This is a genomic window from Streptomyces sp. NPDC058401 (assembly GCF_042722885.1).
In the GTDB taxonomy this organism is placed as follows: Bacteria; Actinomycetota; Actinomycetes; order Streptomycetales; family Streptomycetaceae; genus Streptomyces.
The window spans coordinates 60,674-77,342 of sequence record NZ_JBHXKA010000015.1 but is presented as its reverse complement, the minus strand read 5'-3'; the positions used below and the strand labels follow the sequence as shown (position 1 = coordinate 77,342).

The following is a 16,669-nucleotide window of genomic DNA, read 5'->3' as shown; positions in this document are numbered from 1 at the left end:
GCATTCGACTCTGACGATCTCGCGGCTACCCTCGCCCCCATGACCTCCACAGACAGCACGCAGCAGCCCGCCAAGGCCCCCGCCAAGGACCCGTGGGATCTTCCCGACGTCTCCGGCCTCGTCGTCGGCGTCCTCGGCGGCACCGGCGACCAGGGCCGCGGCCTGGCCTACCGGCTCGCCCGCGCCGGGCAGAAGGTGATCATCGGATCCCGTGCCGCCGACCGCGCGCGGACCGCCGCCGACGAGCTCGGCCTCGGGGTGGAGGGCGCGGACAACGCCGAATGCGCGCGCCGCAGCGACATCGTGATCATCGCGGTGCCGTGGGAGGGCCACGCCAAGACCCTGGAATCGCTGCGCGAGGACCTCGCCGGCAAGCTCGTGGTCGACTGCGTCAACCCGCTCGGCTTCGACAAGCAGGGCGCGTACGCCCTCCAGGTCGAAGAGGGCAGCGCGGCGCAGCAGGCCGCCGCCCTCCTGCCGGACTCCCGCGTCACGGCGGCCTTCCACCACCTGTCGGCGGTCCTCCTCCAGGACGAGTCGATCGAGGAGATCGACACCGACGTGATGGTCCTCGGCGAGGTCCGCGCCGACACCGACATCGTGCAGGCCCTCGCCGCCCGGATCCCCGGCATGCGCGGAGTCTTCGCGGGCCGCCTGCGCAACGCCCACCAGGTCGAATCCCTGGTGGCCAACCTCATCTCCACCAACCGCCGCTACAAGGCCCACGCGGGCCTGCGCATCACGGACGTCTGACCCACAGGCCCCGAGGGGCCACCCACCACGGCCCCCGGGGCCACCCGGACCCGACGGCCCGGGTGGCCCCGGGGCACCCTCAGCCGCGCCGCCCGGCGCGCCCCTCGACCGGGCCCAGCTGCGCCACCACACCGTGGTAGAAGCGCTCCACGGCATCGTCCACGCTGCGGATGAACCCGGACTCCGTGTTCCCCCGCGTGCTCCCCATCCCCTTGAGCAGCGACAGCCGGAAACCGACGACGGCCGAGCCGTCCGCGGGCAGCAGGTCACCCGGCTCGGGCCGCAGCCGCTCCAGCGTCCCGCGCGGCCCGCTCCCCGGCCCCGCCCCGGCACCCGGACCCGCCTCCAGGAGACTCTCCACGTGCAGGTCCGCCGGAGCCCCGTCGAGCAGCTTCAGCAGCCGCTTCACCGTGACCAGCGGGTACGCGCCCTCCGGGGCCGGCACGTCGACGGACGTCCGCACCTTGGAGGTCCTGAGGTCGGCGCTCACCGCGATGACACTGCTGGCCCCGTCGACGCGCAGCTCCGCGTACAGCTTCCCGTCCGCGCACAGCCGCTCCGCCGCCGCCACCCGCCGCGCCTGCGGATCACTGCCCCGCCGGGCCCGCTGCACGGGCAGCGCCTTCTGCCCGAGCTCCCCGCCCAGCCGCAGGCAGACCTGGCGGACGAGCCGCTCCCAGCTCTCCACCACCTCCACGGTCCGGGCGTCCCCGAGACCGAGGGTCTCGTCCTCGATGCCCTTGCGCACGGGCACCCAGGCCGCGCCCATGTTCTGAAACCCGTGACACCCGGACTGCTCGTGCCGCAGGTACTCCAGGAGCTCCTGGAGGAGCCAGGCGTGCGCGGCGTTGCCCACGCCCTCGTGCCGGATCAGCAGCTGCGCCTGGTGGGCGACCTCGGCCCAGGACAGGTGCCAGAGGCTGACCTTGTGCTTGCGCCGGCCGTCGACCTTCACCTCCACCATGGGGCGGCCCTCCAGGGCCACGTCGTTGGAGAGGGTGATCACGGCCTCGTAGCCGCGGCGCGCGGCGATGTCCATGTACGCCTGGACCTGCTCCGCCTTGAGCGGGTTGCCGTTCGTCTTCGTCTCCACGAGCGCCGTCCACAGCTTGCCCGCGCGCTCCACCCGGATCACCCCGTCGGGGCGCCGCGGAGTGTCCCCGTGGGGGAGGGAGACCTCGGTGAAGGTCTGCATCCGGCCGGCGGGCGCGCCGAACCCCGCGGTGAGGCGGCGGCCGAACTCCGGAACCTGCGCCATCACCGACAGCAGGACCGAGGTGGCGCGCACCTCCCGCTCCCGGTCGCTCTTGAGCGAGGGGACGGGGAACAGGCGGGCCTGGCTCCAGGACTCGTTCTCGGCGAGGGACTTCTTGGCCACCTTGGGCAGGGTGACCTTCTTCCTCGTCGTACGGGGACCCCGGCCGCGGGTCTGCGCCGGTACGGCGCCGGGGACGGCGGCCTCGGCGAGCGGTGCGGGGGCCGGTTCGGCCGCGGGTTCGGTCGCCGGTTCGGCCGCGGGTTCGGCGGACGGGTCCTGCGCCGGGGCGGCGGCTTCCACCGGCGCCCTTCCCTCCGCGAGCCCGTTCTCCCCGGCTGCCCCTGTCCCTGCGGCTGCCCCCGCGGCCTCGGCTTCCGCTGCCTCGGCTTCCGCTGCCTCGGCTTCCGCGGTCGCCTCGGTCTGCTCCGCTTCCTCGGAGTCCTCCAGTACCGGGATGCCGAAGTCCGTGGCCAGTCCCGCGAGGCCGGTCTCGTACCCCTGGCCGACCGCACGGAACTTCCACTCCTCGCCCCGCCGGTACAGCTCGCCGAAGATGAAGGCGGTCTCCACGCCCGCGTCGTCGATGGAGTAGCCGACCAGCGGTTCCCCGGAGCGGTCCGCGACCGTCATCCGCAGGTCGTCGAGGTCTCCGAAGCGGGCGCCGGCGTACCGGCTGGCCGCCACGACGATCCGTACGACCCCCTCCGGGACCGCCGTCAGGTCCAGGCCGATGCGGTCCTCGTCGCCGTTGTCGGCCGGTACCTTGCCCAGCAGCTGCACGCTTCCGTCGGCGGCCGCCGGGTTGTTGTAGAAGTAGAAGTCGTTCTCGTCGCGGACCTTGCCGTTCTCGTCCAGCAGCAGCACCGAGACGTCGGCGTCGCCGTCCCCCGAAGCGCTGCTCCAGCCCAGGCTCACGACGACCGCCCCGGCGTCCTCGCTGAGGGCGGTCAGGCTGACGTTCGCGCCCTTCGGGATCTCCTGCATGTCTTCCCCCCGGTCCTTCCGCACCCCCGTGCGCGGTGCGTCTCGGGCGAACCGTAGCGGTGGGAGGAGGAAAAGATCACGGGATGGCGGAAATCAGCAGGACGGGAGCACGCCGGGGCATGGGGGACACTGGAGGGGCTTGAACCGCTCAGTGTCTTCGAGGAGCCCCCGCCATGCCCCGCCTTGCCGTGTTCGCCGTCGTCCTCTGCGTCCTCGCCGTGGCCGCCGCCGTGGTCTCCTTCGTCGAGGGCAGCCTGCTCGGGATCGTGTGGGTGCTGATGGCCGGCATCACGTCGAACATGGCGTGGTTCTACGTGCGCAAGGCGAAGGTCGAGAAGGCCGCGGCAGCGGCCCGCAACGCGGGCTGAGCCCTCTCTCAGGACGCCGTGCAGAAGCCGTTGGTGTCCTGCCAGAACTGGTAGAGGTCGCGGCCGCAGTAGGCCTCCATCTCGCCCACGCCCAGCGCGGACAGCACGCTGTACACCGCGTCGAAGAAGAACGCGTTGATCTCCGGGATCCACAGCAGCGCGAAGACCGCCAGCAGCCCGAACGGCGCCAGCGGCGCCACCTCGCGGCGGACCCGGTGGGAGAGCCAGGGCTCGATGATGCCGTAGCCGTCCAGGCCCGGGACCGGCAGGAAGTTCAGGATCGCCGCCGAGACCTGGAGCAGCGCCAGGAAGCCGAGCGCGAAGCGGAACGGGATCGGGACCCCGTCCAGGGCGTTCAGCCAGAACGGGGCCGTGCAGACGGCCGCGAACGCGACGTTCGTCAGTGGGCCGGCCGCCGAGATCAGGCTGTGCCGCCACCGGCCCTCGATCCGGTCGCGCTCGATGTACACCGCGCCGCCGGGCAGGCCCAGACCGCCCATGATCACGAAGAGGACGGGCAGGACGATGCTGAGCAGCGCGTGCGTGTACTTGAGGGGATTCAGCGTCAGGTAGCCCTTCGCCCCGACGCTGAGATCGCCGCTGTGCAGGGCGGTGCGGGCGTGCGCGTACTCGTGCAGGCACAGGGAGACGATCCACGCCGCCGTGACGAAGAGGAAGACGGCCAGCCCGGTGCTGGTCGAGTACCCCGTCCACACGGCCCACCCCGTCACCGCCATGACGGCGAAGATGCCGAGGAACACGGGACTGATCCGCCGGTCACCCCGGTCGTGCGTGTGGTGCCGGCTGCGGTTCTGACTGCCCTGGGGACCCATACGGCGAACCTATCCCGGAGGCGGCGCCCGGGGGAGCTCCGGGCCGGAGACAATGGGCCGGTGCGTTACGCGATGCTCGGCACCACCCAGGCCATCCGCGACGACGGGAGCGCGGTTCCCGTCGGCGGAGCGCGGCTGCGCGCGCTCCTGACCGCGCTCGCGCTGCGGCCGGGGCGGGCGGTGCCGGCGGCCGCGCTCATCGAAGAGGTGTGGGACGGCGACCCGCCCGCGGACGGGCCCGCGGCGCTCCAGGCGCTGGTGGGCCGGCTGCGCAGGGCCCTGGGGCGCGAGGCGGTGGGCTCCGGGGAAGGCGGCTACTGGCTCGTCGCCGCCCGCGACGACATCGACCTGTACCGCTTCGAGCGGCTGACGCGGGCGGCGGCGCAGGCCTCCCCGGCGGAGGCGGCCGCCCTGTACGACGAGGCCCTCGCTCTGTGGCGGGGCGAGCCGCTGAGCTCCCTGCCCGGTTCCGGGCCGGAGGCCGCCCGCTGGGAGGCCCTACGGCTGGACGCGCGCCGGGGCCGCCTGGACGCGGCGCTGGCGCTGGGGGAGGCGGAGCGGGTCCTGCCGGAGCTGACGGCACTGTGCGCGGGGCTGCCGCTGGACGAACCCCTGCAGGCCCTCCGCATCCGCGCCCTGCGCGACGCGGGCCGCCCGGCGGAGGCACTGGCGGCCTACGAGGCGGTCCGCCGTGACCTGTCCACCCGCCTGGGCACCACCCCGGGCCCCACCCTGCGCACCCTCCACACAGCCCTCCTGAGCCCCCTTCCGCCCACCGCCCCGCGCCCCCACCCCGCCGGGGCGCCGACGGGCGCGGAGAACCCGGCCGGCTCCGACGCCCGCGCAACGACCCCACCGGGCGGCTCCGCCGAGCCGCACCCCGCGGTGCAGCACGTCCCCGGGACCACGGCTGCGGTCCCGTCCGGCCCCGACGGGGCGGCCTCCGGCCCCCCGGCCGGGCTCGGCGGGCCGGACTCCGGCCACCCCGCGGCCCCCGGTGGGCCCGCAGTGGCCGCGCCGGGCGGGTCCGGTGCTCCGGCCGGGACCACGCCGCGCCGGGAGACCCCGGACGGGTCCGACGCCCCGGCCGCGACCGTGTCGGGCGGGGCCGGCGCGCCCGAAGAGGCCATGCCGGGCTCCGCCCCTGCCCCCGCCGGGCCGCACCCCGCCGCGCAGCACGCCCCGGGGAACCCCGCTGTGATCCCGTCCGGCCCCGACCGGGCGTACTCCGGCCACGCGGCCGGCCCCGAGGGGCTTGGCTCCGGCCACCCTGCGGGGCCCGGCGGGCCGGGCTCAAGCCACCCCGCCGGCCCCGACGCACCGGCCTCCGGCCACCCCGCGGCCCCCGGCGGGCCCGGTCCTGCCGGGCAGCCCCGGCCCGCGGACCCGTACGGGGCGGGGGCCGTGGCGGAGTACCCGGCCGGACCGGGCCCGGGTGCGGGCAATCTGCGGATGCGGCTGACCACCTTCGTCGGGCGGGAGGAGGACATCCGGGTCATCGGCGACGACCTCGCCCGGTCGCGGCTCGTCACCCTGCTCGGACCCGGCGGCGCCGGCAAGACCCGGCTGTCGCAGGAGGCCGCCGAGGCCCACGCACGCCCCGCCGCGGCGGGCTCCGCACGCACCGCCGGACCCGGCCGGTCCGCCTGGGCCGACGGGGTGTGGTTCGTGGAGCTGGCCCCAGTGGACGACCCGGAGGACGTCACCGAGGCCGTGCTCCTCGCGCTCGGGGCCCGGGAGACCAAGCTGCGCGGCGGCTCCGCCGAGGAGATGCGGGTGCTCACCGAGCGCGGGGACCGCCCCCTCGACCGCCTCGCGGAGCACTGCGCACGGCGCCGGATGCTGCTCATCCTGGACAACTGCGAGCACGTCGTCGACGCCGCGGCCCGCCTCGCCGAGGAGGTGCTCGCGCGCTGCCCCGGCGTACAGATCCTGGCGACCAGCCGCGAACCGCTCGGCGTGCCCGGGGAGACCCTGCGCCCGGTGGACCCGCTGCCCGACCCCGTGGCGCTCCGGCTGCTCGACGACCGCGGGGCCGCTGCCCGGGCCGGGTTCACCGTGGACGAGGACCCGGCCGCCGCCGTGGAGATCTGCCGCCGGCTCGACGGGATGCCGCTCGCCATCGAACTGGCCGCCGCCCGGCTGCGGCTGCTCACCCCCCGCCAGATCGCCGACCGGCTGGACGACCGGTTCAGGCTGCTGACCGGCGGCTCGCGCACCCATCTGCCCCGCCAGCAGACCCTGCGCGCGGTGGTCGACTGGTCCTGGGACCTCCTCGACGAGCCCGAACGGGCCGTCCTGCGCCGGCTGTCGGTCTTCGCGGGCGGCTGCGACCTCGATGCCGCCGAGGCCGTCTGCGCCGACGCCGCCGAGGGGCTGGACGCCGCCGACCTCCTCGGCTCGCTCGTCGACAAGTCCCTCGTCGTCGCCGCCCCGGACGCCGCCGGCATGCGCTACCGCCTCCTGGAGACCGTCGCCGAGTACGCCTCCGAGCGGCTCGCCGAGGCCGGCGACGACCGCGCCGCCACCGAGCGGCGCCACCTCACCCACTACCGCGAACTCGCCCGCACCACCGAGCCGCTGCTCCGCGGCCACGGCCAGCGCGCGGCCGCCGACCGGATCGTCACCGAGTACGAGAACCTCCGTACGGCCATGCGCCGCGCCGTCGCACTCCAGGACGTGGGCGAAGTGCTCTGCCTGCTGCACTCCCTCGTCTGGTACTGGCAGATGCACGACCTGCGCACGGAGCTGCGGCACTGGTCCGCGGCCGCCGCGGCGCTGGGTCCCGACCCCTTCGCCGCCCCCGTCGTACCCGCCGAGCCCGTCTACGAGCGGGTCGTCGACGCGCCCCCGCCGTACGAGGGCGAACTGCTCACCGAGGCCTGGCGCGGCATCCGGATCATGTGCCTGGCCGCCCAGGACCAGACCGACGTCAGCTGGTCCAGCCCGGAGATCCGCACCACGGTCGACGGCATGCTCGCCGCCTACCGCCCCGGCCTGCCGCAGACCTGCGTGGCCCCCGGGGTCCTGTGGATCTACGCCGTGATGATCGCGGGGGACCCGGTCCTGCTCCGTGAGGTCATCGAGGAGACCGTCGAGACCGCCCGCGGGCTCGGCTACCGCTGGGAGCTGGCCTCCTCCCTCCAGCTGCGCGCCAACGTGCTGGCCAACCGCGCCGACTGGGCCGGCGACGCCGCCCGCGACGCCGAGGAGAGCCTGGCCGTCTTCCGGGATCTCGGCGACGACTGGGGCTGCGCCGAGGCGCTCTCCGCCCGCGCCGAGGCCCGGGAGAAGCACGGCGAGTACGCACTGGCCGCCGAGGACTTCCGCGCCGCCATCGAGCACGCCCGGCGGCTCGGGGCGAAGGCCCAGGTCACGGTCCTGCAAGTGCGGATGGCCGGGACCCTCGTCGAGGACGGCCACATCGAGGAGGCGGAGCGGCTGCTCACCGAACTGCTCCCCACGATCCAGCACGTCGGCAACGAGGCCAGGCCCGCCGCCCGGATGTTCCTCGCCGGGGTGTACGGCCGCACCGGCCGGACCGGGGAGGCCCGGGCGCAGCTCCAGTCCCTGCGCGAGGAGTTCTCCTTCGGCGCGTACGCCGTCTTCGACGGGTTCGTGCTCGGCACGATGGCCTGGCTGGACAACCAGGAGGGCAAGTACGAGAACGCGCTCGTGCTGATCCGGCAGGCCATGGAAGCCGTCGTGGACCCGCTCGCCCTGCTGATGGCCCCCCAGCTCCCGGCCGTCTACCTGCTCACCGCGGCCCTCTCGCACGCCGGACTCGGCGGCCCGCAGCGGTCGTACGAGGCCGCGCGGCTGATCGGCGCCTACCGCGCCCAGCTGCCGCCCCGGCACTTCCCGGTCACCACCGAGCGCGCGGACCTGGAGCAGGCCGAGGGCCTGGCCCGGGCCGCGCTCGGCGACGCCGCGTACGAGGCGGCGTACGCCGAAGGCGGCGGCCTCACCCTGGAGGAGGCCACCGCCCTCGTCTGATCCGGCCGCAGGCTCTCACGGCCCGCCCGGGACGCGATCCGGAGCGGACCGGTCCGCGGATCAGGTCTTCTGGCGGAACTTCCGCACGGCGAGCGGCATCGTCACCAGCGTGATGCCGACCGACCAGGCCAGCGTGATCCACACGGAGTTGCCGAGCGGGGTCCCGTTGATCAGGGCGCGGGCCGCGTCGGCCAGGTTGGACAGCGGGTTGACGTCGGTGAAGCTCTGCAGCCAGCCGGGCATCGTCGTCGGCGGGGCGAAGATCGAGCTGCCGAACTGCAGCGGCATCAGGACCAGCATCGCCACGCCCTGGACCGCCTGGGGGGTCTTCATGGTGAGACCCAGCAGGATGAAGATCCACATCAGCGAGGAACCGAAGATCGCCGACAGCCCGATGGACAGGAACAGGTCGAGCACCGAGGACTTGATGGACAGGCCGAGCAGGAAGCCCATGCCGAGCAGGATCGCGATGGCCACCATCATGCGGCCGAGCTCGACCACGATCTTGGCGATGAGCACGGAGGAGCGGGCGATGGGCATGGACCGGAAGCGGTCCATCACGCCCTTCTTGAAGTCGTCGTTGACTCCGGTGCCCACTCCCATGGCGATGTTCATGCCCATCATCGCCATCAGGCCCGGGACCACGTAGTTGACGTACTCGCCCTGGTTGCCCTTGCCGGAGATCGCGCCGCCGAAGACGAAGACGAACAGCAGCGTGAAGATGATCGGCATGAACAGGACGTCGAACATCGACTCCGGGTCCTGCTTGATCTGCAGGACGTTGCGCCGGGCCAGGGCGCCGATGTGGCGCAGGTTGCCCCGCAGGCCGATCCGGCCCTCGTCCACGGGGACGGGCCCGCCGGCCGGGGCGGCCGCGGTGGGGCTGGGCTTCGTCGTGGTTACGGTGCTCATGCCGCGACCTCCTCGGTCTGCTGGTTGGGGATGGAGTCCTGGACGGTGGGCTTCTGTCCGGTGATGGACAGGAACACCTCGTCCAGGCTGGGCAGGTAGGTGCTGATGTCGGAGATGCCGTACCCGCGGGCGGCCAGCAGGCCCACCACCGCGGTCAGCTGCTCGTCGGCCAGGATCGGCACCAGCAGGGCGCCCTCGTCCGGGACGGCCTGGGAACCGGCCACCCCGTCCAGACCGGCCTCGGCCAGGGCGCGGGCCATGCCCGGGAGCTCGGACGGGTCGGTGGGGCGGATCCGCAGGGTCCGGCCGCCGACGCGGGCCTTCAGCTCGTCGACCTTGCCGTTGGCGATGACCTTGCCCTTGTCGATGACCGTCAGCTCGCTGGCGAGCTGCTCGGCCTCCTCCATGTACTGGGTGGTGAGCAGGACGGTGGCCCCCTCGGCGACCATCCGCTGCACCTCGTCCCACACCTCGTTGCGGGTGCGGGGGTCCAGACCGGTGGTCGGCTCGTCCAGGTACAGCACGGCCGGGCTGCCGATCATGGAGGCGGCCAGGTCGAGCCGGCGCCGCATGCCGCCCGAGTAGGTCATCACGGCCTTCTTGGCGGCGTCCGTGAGGGAGAACCGCTCCAGCAGCTCGTCCGCGCGGCTGCGGGAGTCCTTGCGGGACAGGTCCAGCAGCCGGCCGATCATGTAGAGGTTCTCCCAGCCGGAGAGCTTCTCGTCGACCGAGGCGTACTGGCCGGTCAGGCCTATGGTGCGGCGCAGCTGCCGCGGCTGGCGGACCACGTCGAAGCCGGCGACCCGGGCGGTGCCGGCGTCGGGGGTGATCAGGGTGGAGAGGATGCGGACCAGGGTGGTCTTGCCCGCGCCGTTGGGGCCGAGGACCCCGAGGACGGTTCCCTCGCGGACGTCCAGGTCCACGCCGTCGAGGGCTTTGGTCTCGCCGTAGTGCTTGACCAGCCCCCGGACCTCTACGGCGTTCGAGCCGTTCAGGGGATTCTTGTCGTTTCGCGTCATGTCCACCATGGGACCAGACACCACTGACAAAGCGCCGACAATTAACCGACAGCCCGCCCACAGAGCACCGACAGAACATCGGAGGCCGCGGGCAGGCTGCCGTCAGCCCACCGGACGGACTAGTGGAAAGCGTGCTGCTCCTGCGGGAACGTTCCGCCGACCACGTCCTCGGCGAAGGCCTTCGCCGCGTCGCCCATGGTCGCCCGCAGGTTCGCGTACTGCTTGACGAACTTCGGCATCTTGCCGCCGGTCAGCCCCATCATGTCCGTCCACACCAGCACCTGCGCGTCGCACTCCGAGCCCGCGCCGATGCCGACCGTCGGAATCTGCAGGGACCGGGTGACCTCGGCGGCCAGCTCGGCCGGGACCAGCTCCAGCACCACCGCGAAGGCGCCCGCGTCCTGCGCCGCCTTCGCATCGCGCAGCAGCCGGTGCGCCGCCTCGTCGCCGCGGCCCTGCACCCGGTAGCCCATGGCGTTCACGGACTGCGGGGTCAGGCCCAGGTGGGACATGACGGGGATGCCCGACTGCACGATCAGCTCGGTCTGGGCCAGCGAACGCTCGCCGCCCTCCAGCTTCACCGCGCCGACCCCGGCCTCCTTGACGAGCCGGGTGGCACTGCGCAGCGCTTGTACGGGGCCCTCCTGGTAGGAGCCGAAGGGCAGGTCGCCGATGATCAGGGCCCGGCTGGTGCCGCGTACGACGGCCGCCGACAGCAGGGTCATCTCGTCCATCGTCACCGGGACGGTGGTCTCGTAGCCGAGGTGACAGTTGCCCATCGAATCGCCGACGAGCATGACCGGGATGCCGGCCTCGTCGAACACGCCCGCCGTCATGGCGTCGTAGGCGGTGAGCATGGGCCACTTCTCGCCGCGTTCCTTGGCGAGGGTGAGGTCGCGGACGGTGATGCGCCGGGTGCCCGAGCCTCCGTACAGCGTGGCGGAGGCGGCTTCGCGGGCAGGCGAAACGGCATGCGTCATTGCAACTGCTCCTTGATGTTCATCTCGAGGCGCCCTTACGGCGTCCCCGGACTCACACCCATGGTGGCACTCCCGGGGCCCGGGCGGGAAGTGCCACGGGGCCCGGTTCGCGGCGGCGGGCGCACCACGACCCAATGTGCGCGTTTGGTGACAAGCGGAACCCGGGCCGCTCGCCCGTTCGTCCTCCCGGATGTACGGCCGGGGCAACGGCCGGGGCAATCGGCGCGGAACGCTCCGTGCATCGCCTAGGGTCAAGAGGCGGGGACGGAGCGCGAGCATGGCAGTGAGGGCAGCGGCATGGCACAGGCGTACATGACGGAGACGGGGAGCGACGGCTCGGAGCCCGAGCCCTCCCGAGCTGGTCTCCGGCGCCGGCTGACCGAGCTGCGACGCGATCCGGGCATCTGGCGCCGCGGGATCGTCCTCGCCGCGTTCGCCGTGCTGGTCTCGGGCGTCATGATCTTCCACGCCGAGCTGCCCAACGACATCGGCAACCTCGGCAGCCTCACCGAGACCTTCCTGCCCTGGCTGGGCCTGGCCGTCCCGGTCCTGTTCGCCGCCGCGCTCTTCCGCAAGTCCGCGACCGCACTCATCGCGATACTGCTGACCGCCGCGGTCTGGGTGAACCTCTTCGGCGGACTGGTCACCGACAAGGCGCACGCCGGCGGCAACCTCACGGTCGCCACCCACAACGTCGACGCCGACAACACCGACCCCGGCGGCACCGCCGCCTCCGTCGCCAAGGCCGGAGCCGACGTCCTGGCCCTGACCGAGCTCAAGGGCAGCGCCGTCCCCGTCTACGAGAAGGCCCTCGCGGGCACCTACAAGTACCACTCGGTCGAGGGGACCGTCGGACTCTGGAGCAAGTACCCGCTGGTCGCCAGCCAGCCCGTCGACATCAAGATGGGCTGGACCCGGGCCATGCGCGCCACGGTCAAGACCCCCTACGGAGAGGTGGCCGCCTTCGTCGCCCACCTCCCCTCGGTCCGCGTCAAGCTCAACGCCGGCTTCACCGCCAACCAGCGCGACAACAGCGCCGACGCCCTCGGCGCCGCACTCGCCGCCGAACCGCTGCGCCGGGTCATCCTGCTCGGCGACCTCAACGGAACGGTCAACGACCGGGCCCTGTCCGAGGTCACCTCGCAGCTGCGTTCCACCCAGGGCGCGTCCGGCGACGGCTTCGGCTTCAGCTGGCCCGCGCAGTTCCCGATGGCCCGCATCGACCAGATCCTGGTCCGCGGCGTCACCCCCGAAGCCTCCTGGACCCTGCCCCGCACGGGCAGCGACCACCTCCCGATCGCGGCCCGGGTCACCGTCAGGCCGTAGGGCCGCAGGGCCGCAGGGTCCTAGGGTGCGACGGTGATGATGGTGTCGAGGATCGATCGCGACGCCTGGAGGTCTTCGATGGCGCGGGTGATCCGCTCGCCCTCCCGGCGCAATCGGGCGAGCAGGTCCGGGCAGGTGGGTACGAGGCGCTCGTCGTCCGCCCGGATGCACGGCAGGACCTGGGCGATCAGGGCGGTCGTAAGGCCCGCCGCCAGCAGGCAGCGAATGCGGCGCACCGTCTCGACGTCCGCCTCGGCGTAGAGGCGGTAGCCGCTGGGCAGCCTGTCGGGCGTCAGGAGTCCCTGCTGTTCGTAGTAGCGCAGCAGCCGCTCATGCACCCCGGTGCGCCGCACCATCTCCTTCATGCCGCATGCCGCATGCCGCATGCCTCATTCCCGCGCCCCTTGCCCATGCCGCGACTTGTCGCGGCCGCCGTCGCGGCCGGGCAGGACTCGTTCGCCGTCCTCGGGGAGTCCCTCGGCAGCGCCGTGGCCGTCCGGATCGCCACCCGGCACCCCCACCGTGTCCGCGCCCTCGTGCTCACCGCCGGATTCGCCGCCGCCGACCCCGTCCTTGCGCTCGCCGCCCGGCTGATCACATCCCTGGCGGCCGCGGGTCAGTGGGAGGACGTGGCACGGTTCGCCGTCCTGTCCTGCATGTCCCCGGCGGAGCTGGCGGACCTCGAACCGGCCGCCCTCGACGAACCGGTCGCCCGGACCCTGGCCGCGCTGGCGCCGGGCATGCCGGACCACTTCGACCTGGTGTCCCGCGTGGACGTCCGGGACGACCTGGCGAAGGTGTCCGCCCCCACCCTGGTGGTGGCGCCGACCGGTGACCGGCTGGTGCTGCCCGAGAGCTCGCACCGTCTCGCGGCCGGCATCCCGGGCGCCCGGCTGCTCGAACTGCCCGGCGCCGCCCACGTCCTGAACCCGGCGGACCGGGCGACCTGGCTCCGCCACGTGCGCGCGTTCCTCGCCGCGGGCGTCACGCCTGCTCGCGCCAGCCGTTCGTGATGGGCAGGCGCCGGTCCTTGCCGAAGCCCTTCGCGGAGATCTTCGTGCCCGGCGGGTACTGCCGGCGCTTGTACTCGGCGGTGTCCACCATCCGCAGGGTCTTCGCGACGAGCTCGGGGTCGTAGCCCGCCGCGACGATCGACTCCAGGCCCTGGTCGCGGTCCACGTACAGGGCCAGGATCCCGTCCAGCACGGGGTAGTCGGGCAGCGAGTCCGTGTCCACCTGCCCGGGGCGCAGTTCGGCGCTCGGCGGCTTGACGATGGAGTTCTCCGGGATCGGCGGGGTCTCGTCGCGCTCGGCCGCCGCCCGGTTGCGGTACTCGGCGAGGCGGAAGACGTCCGTCTTGTAGACGTCCTTGATCGGACCGTAGGCGCCCACCGAGTCCCCGTACAGGGTGGAGTAGCCGACGGCCAGCTCCGACTTGTTGCCCGGGGCCAGCACGATGTGGCCCTCCTGGTTGGAGAGCGCCATCAGCAGGGTGCCGCGCAGCCGGGACTGGAGGTTCTCCTCGGCGAGCCCGGTCAGGCCCAGCGCTCCCATGTACGCGTCGAACATCGGCTCGATCGACACGGTCCGGAAGTTCAGGCCGGTCCGTGCCGCCAGCTCGGCCGCGTCGCCCCGGGAGTGCTCCGAGGAGTACTTGGACGGCATCGAGACGCCGTACACGTTCTGCGCGCCGATCGCGTCGCAGGCGATCGCGGCGACCAGCGCGGAGTCGATGCCGCCGGAGAGGCCGATCAGGACCGACCGGAAGCCGTTCTTGCGGACGTACGCGCGCAGACCCACGACCAGCGCGTCGTAGACCTCCTCGTCGTCGTCCAGCCGGTCGGCGTAGCCGCCCGTCACGACCGGCTCGTACGGCTCCACCGGATCCTCGGTGAGGATCACGCGGTCGATGCGCAGGCCGTCGTCCACGATGCCCTCGACGGGGTCGTCCGAGGCCGCGGGCAGGTCCAGGTCGACCAGGACGCAGCCCTCGGAGAACTGCGGGGCGCGCGCGATGACCTCGCCGGCGGAGTCGACGACGATCGAGTCCCCGTCGAAGACGAGCTCGTCCTGGCCGCCGATCATCGCCAGGTAGGCGAGGGTGCAGCCGGCCTCCTGGGCGCGCTTCTGCACCAGCTCCAGGCGGAGGTCGTCCTTGGCGCGCTCGTACGGGGAGGCGTTGACCGAGATCAGCAGCCCGGCCCCGGCGGAGCGGGTCGCGGGGACGCGCCCGCCGTCCTGCCAGAGGTCCTCGCAGATGGCCAGGGCCACGTCCACGCCCCGTACCCGGATCACCGGCTGGGTGTCGCCCGGCACGAAGTACCGGAACTCGTCGAAGACGCCGTAGTTGGGGAGGTGGTGCTTGGCGAAGCGCAGGACGACCTGCCCGCCGTACAGCACGGCGGCCGCGTTCTCCGGGGACCCCGCCGGGCGGCCGAGCCGGGGCGCGGCCTTCTCCGTACGGTCGAGGTAGCCGACGACGACCGGGAGGTCCCCGAACCCTTCGGCCGCCAGGCGCCGGGCGAGGTCGAGCAGCGCCGCGCGGGAGGCCTCGACGAAGGAGCCGCGCAGGGCGAGGTCCTCGACGGGGTACCCGGTCAGCACCATCTCCGGAAACGCCACCAGGTGGGCGCCCTGTTCGGCGGAGTGCCGGGTCCAGTGGACGACCGAGTCGGCGTTGGCGGCGATGTTGCCGACCTGCGAGTCGATCTGATTCAGAGCGAGGCGTAGTTGAGGCACGCGGCCCAGTCTAATCGTCTTTCTGACGCGATGTCCTGGGAGTCGCCGAGCTGCCGAGTCACCGTGTCGCCGCGTCCCCGAGTCACCGCGTCGCCGGTTCAGCCGATGGGGCCGTTCCAGATCGCGTCCTCGCGCTCGACGTCGGGAGCGATCTCGAAGTGCAGGCTCTTGGTGCCCTCGGGCACCAGGAAGGCGAAGGTGCCGGTCATCGATTCCCCGGCCATGACGGAGCCCTTGAACATCTTCGGCACGGAGCTGTCGAAGGCCATCTCGGCCTCGGTGCCCTGGTCGTCGCGGGCGTGCGGCAGGGCCAGGCTGACGTCGAGCGCGGCCCCGGAGTTGTTGACGATCTTGACCGTCACCTTGACCGCGTTGCCGTTGCGGGCCTCGGCCGGGTAGGCCGTCGAGGACGGCTTGTACGGGACCGCGCTCTGCACGGTGACCTGGACCCCGTCCTCGTAGGTGTAGGGCTTGCCCCAGGCGAGGGCCGAGGTCCGGCCCGGGATGTCGGAGGGCGAGGGCTTGGGGGTCGGGCTCGCCGGGGCGCTCGGGGTTTCCGAGCCGTAGCCGTAGTCCTCGTCGTACTCGTAGTCCCCGGAGCGGCTGTCGGCGATGTTCCGGTCGATCTTGTCGATGACGGCCGTGGTGATGAACCAGCCGCCGACGGAAGCGCCGATGCCGAGGATGCCGAGGACGGTGCCGATCGCGGCCATTGTGGCGCGCGGGGCGCCGCGGCGGGACTTGAGGACGGCCGCGATGCCGATGCCGGCGCCGGTCACCGCGAGGAGGGCGCCGGCCCAGAAGAAGAAGGGGACGAGGCCGACGAAGATGCCGAACAGCCCGAGGAGCAGGGCGGCGAGGGCCAGGCCGTTCGTGGCGGGCGGGGGCGCCGGGAACCCGGACGCCTGCGGGCCGCCGGGGTAGCCGCCGGGGTGACCGGCGGCGGGCGTCGCCCAGGGGTTGCCGGGGGTGGGGGCGCCGGGGGCAGGGGCGCCCGGGGCGCCGTACGGGGCTCCCCACGTGTGCGCCGGGGGAGCGGCCGGGGCCGCCGGGCCGGGGGCGACCGGAGCGAAGGCGCCGGGGGCGGGGGCCGCGGGGGCGGCGTCCGCGGGCTGCGCGGGGTCCTCGGTCAGGGCCGGGGCCGGGGTGAGGGGCTGGGGCGGCGTCAGGGCCGGGGGCTTGTCGAAGGACGGAGCCTGGGGCTTGTCGAGGGACAGGGGTTCGGGCTTGTCCGGGGCCGGGGCCGCGGGCTTGTCGAGCGACAGGGGCTGCGCGGGCGCCGGTATGGATGCCGCCTCGGGTACGGGGGCGCCCGCGGGTTCCGTCGGCGGGCCGGACGGGGTGCTGGGCGGGTTCGGCGGGGTGCTCATACCGGCGGGGAGTCCTTCAGGTCGCAATCGGCGCGTGACGATCACCAGCCTGTCATGGAATTCGAGCCCGCCGCCGGGCATTTCAGCCCCCTCCAGGCCCCCTCGGTCGGGCCCTCGGCGCGCGGAACGCG

At 73.4% G+C, this 16,669-nt stretch carries 13 protein-coding genes; 5 read left to right on the top strand and 8 right to left on the bottom strand.

All coding sequences use genetic code 11. The features are described from left to right. Positions 1-39 precede the first annotated feature (39 nt). Entirely contained in the window at positions 40-753 is a 714-nt protein-coding gene (gene npdG / locus ACFWNV_RS08390; RefSeq protein WP_383942443.1) for an NADPH-dependent F420 reductase, read from the top strand. 79 nt (positions 754-832) lie between these two features. Here npdG and ACFWNV_RS08385 read toward each other — a convergent pair whose 3' ends face one another. Then, entirely contained in the window at positions 833-2,995 is a 2,163-nt protein-coding gene (locus ACFWNV_RS08385) for a TerD family protein (protein ID WP_383942440.1), read from the bottom strand. A gap of 173 nt (positions 2,996-3,168) precedes the next feature. Here ACFWNV_RS08385 and ACFWNV_RS08380 point away from each other — a divergent pair, with 173 nt between their 5' ends. Beyond that, on the top strand, positions 3,169-3,363 hold the full coding sequence (locus ACFWNV_RS08380; protein WP_383942437.1) for a hypothetical protein: 195 nt from the start codon (positions 3,169-3,171) through the stop codon (positions 3,361-3,363). An 8-nt stretch (positions 3,364-3,371) separates the two neighbouring features. Here ACFWNV_RS08380 and ACFWNV_RS08375 read toward each other — a convergent pair whose 3' ends face one another. Further along, positions 3,372-4,196, bottom strand: coding sequence for a site-2 protease family protein (locus ACFWNV_RS08375; RefSeq protein ID WP_383942434.1), 825 nt, complete (start codon positions 4,194-4,196; stop codon positions 3,372-3,374). 60 nt (positions 4,197-4,256) lie between these two features. On the opposite strand from ACFWNV_RS08375, the gene ACFWNV_RS08370 reads away from it, so the two are divergent. After that, positions 4,257-8,192 carry a BTAD domain-containing putative transcriptional regulator gene (locus ACFWNV_RS08370; protein WP_383942432.1) on the top strand — a complete coding sequence of 1,312 codons (3,936 nt, stop codon included), beginning with the start codon at positions 4,257-4,259 and terminating at the stop codon, positions 8,190-8,192. A 60-nt stretch (positions 8,193-8,252) separates the two neighbouring features. Here ACFWNV_RS08370 and ACFWNV_RS08365 read toward each other — a convergent pair whose 3' ends face one another. The 3 genes from ACFWNV_RS08365 to panB all read right to left on the bottom strand — a co-directional run bounded on the left by ACFWNV_RS08365 (position 8,253) and on the right by panB (position 11,103). Next, positions 8,253-9,104 (bottom strand): ABC transporter permease, encoded by an 852-nt coding sequence (locus ACFWNV_RS08365; RefSeq protein ID WP_383942429.1) that lies wholly within the window; start codon positions 9,102-9,104, stop codon positions 8,253-8,255. Then, complete coding sequence (locus tag ACFWNV_RS08360; RefSeq protein WP_383942426.1) at positions 9,101-10,132, bottom strand: ATP-binding cassette domain-containing protein; 1,032 nt, start codon at positions 10,130-10,132, stop codon at positions 9,101-9,103. The genes ACFWNV_RS08365 and ACFWNV_RS08360 overlap by 4 nt, the downstream gene beginning before the upstream one ends. A 110-nt stretch (positions 10,133-10,242) precedes the next feature. Further along, complete coding sequence (gene panB / locus ACFWNV_RS08355; RefSeq protein WP_383942423.1) at positions 10,243-11,103, bottom strand: 3-methyl-2-oxobutanoate hydroxymethyltransferase; 861 nt, start codon at positions 11,101-11,103, stop codon at positions 10,243-10,245. A gap of 297 nt (positions 11,104-11,400) precedes the next feature. Here panB and ACFWNV_RS08350 point away from each other — a divergent pair, with 297 nt between their 5' ends. Continuing rightward, positions 11,401-12,429, top strand: coding sequence for an endonuclease/exonuclease/phosphatase family protein (locus ACFWNV_RS08350; protein WP_383942420.1), 1,029 nt, complete (start codon positions 11,401-11,403; stop codon positions 12,427-12,429). A gap of 20 nt (positions 12,430-12,449) precedes the next feature. Here ACFWNV_RS08350 and ACFWNV_RS08345 read toward each other — a convergent pair whose 3' ends face one another. Continuing rightward, the gene (locus tag ACFWNV_RS08345; RefSeq protein ID WP_383942417.1) at positions 12,450-12,794 is read right to left on the bottom strand and encodes a MerR family transcriptional regulator; all 345 of its coding nucleotides are present in this window, start codon (positions 12,792-12,794) and stop codon (positions 12,450-12,452) included. Between the two features lie 45 nt (positions 12,795-12,839). Here ACFWNV_RS08345 and ACFWNV_RS08340 point away from each other — a divergent pair, with 45 nt between their 5' ends. Continuing rightward, positions 12,840-13,442, top strand: coding sequence for an alpha/beta fold hydrolase (locus tag ACFWNV_RS08340; RefSeq protein ID WP_383942416.1), 603 nt, complete (start codon positions 12,840-12,842; stop codon positions 13,440-13,442). On the opposite strand, the gene ACFWNV_RS08335 is transcribed toward ACFWNV_RS08340, so the two are convergent. Continuing rightward, positions 13,414-15,168 carry an NAD+ synthase gene (locus ACFWNV_RS08335; protein ID WP_383942413.1) on the bottom strand — a complete coding sequence of 585 codons (1,755 nt, stop codon included), beginning with the start codon at positions 15,166-15,168 and terminating at the stop codon, positions 13,414-13,416. The genes ACFWNV_RS08340 and ACFWNV_RS08335 overlap by 29 nt on opposite strands. Positions 15,169-15,266: 98 nt before the next feature. Beyond that, positions 15,267-16,538 (bottom strand): DUF4352 domain-containing protein, encoded by a 1,272-nt coding sequence (locus tag ACFWNV_RS08330; protein ID WP_383942410.1) that lies wholly within the window; start codon positions 16,536-16,538, stop codon positions 15,267-15,269. Positions 16,539-16,669: the final 131 nt, after the last annotated feature.

Coding starts and splice junctions, on each gene's coding strand:
- ACFWNV_RS08350 (WP_383942420.1), top strand. CDS start 11,401: ATGGCACAGGCGTACATGACGGAGACGGGGAGCGACGGCTCGGAGCCC.
- panB (WP_383942423.1), bottom strand. CDS start 11,103: ATGACGCATGCCGTTTCGCCTGCCCGCGAAGCCGCCTCCGCCACGCTG.
- ACFWNV_RS08380 (WP_383942437.1), top strand. CDS start 3,169: ATGCCCCGCCTTGCCGTGTTCGCCGTCGTCCTCTGCGTCCTCGCCGTG.
- ACFWNV_RS08365 (WP_383942429.1), bottom strand. CDS start 9,104: ATGAGCACCGTAACCACGACGAAGCCCAGCCCCACCGCGGCCGCCCCG.
- ACFWNV_RS08340 (WP_383942416.1), top strand. CDS start 12,840: ATGCCGCGACTTGTCGCGGCCGCCGTCGCGGCCGGGCAGGACTCGTTC.
- ACFWNV_RS08360 (WP_383942426.1), bottom strand. CDS start 10,132: ATGGTGGACATGACGCGAAACGACAAGAATCCCCTGAACGGCTCGAAC.
- npdG (WP_383942443.1), top strand. CDS start 40: ATGACCTCCACAGACAGCACGCAGCAGCCCGCCAAGGCCCCCGCCAAG.
- ACFWNV_RS08330 (WP_383942410.1), bottom strand. CDS start 16,538: ATGAGCACCCCGCCGAACCCGCCCAGCACCCCGTCCGGCCCGCCGACG.
- ACFWNV_RS08375 (WP_383942434.1), bottom strand. CDS start 4,196: ATGGGTCCCCAGGGCAGTCAGAACCGCAGCCGGCACCACACGCACGAC.
- ACFWNV_RS08345 (WP_383942417.1), bottom strand. CDS start 12,794: ATGAAGGAGATGGTGCGGCGCACCGGGGTGCATGAGCGGCTGCTGCGC.
- ACFWNV_RS08385 (WP_383942440.1), bottom strand. CDS start 2,995: ATGCAGGAGATCCCGAAGGGCGCGAACGTCAGCCTGACCGCCCTCAGC.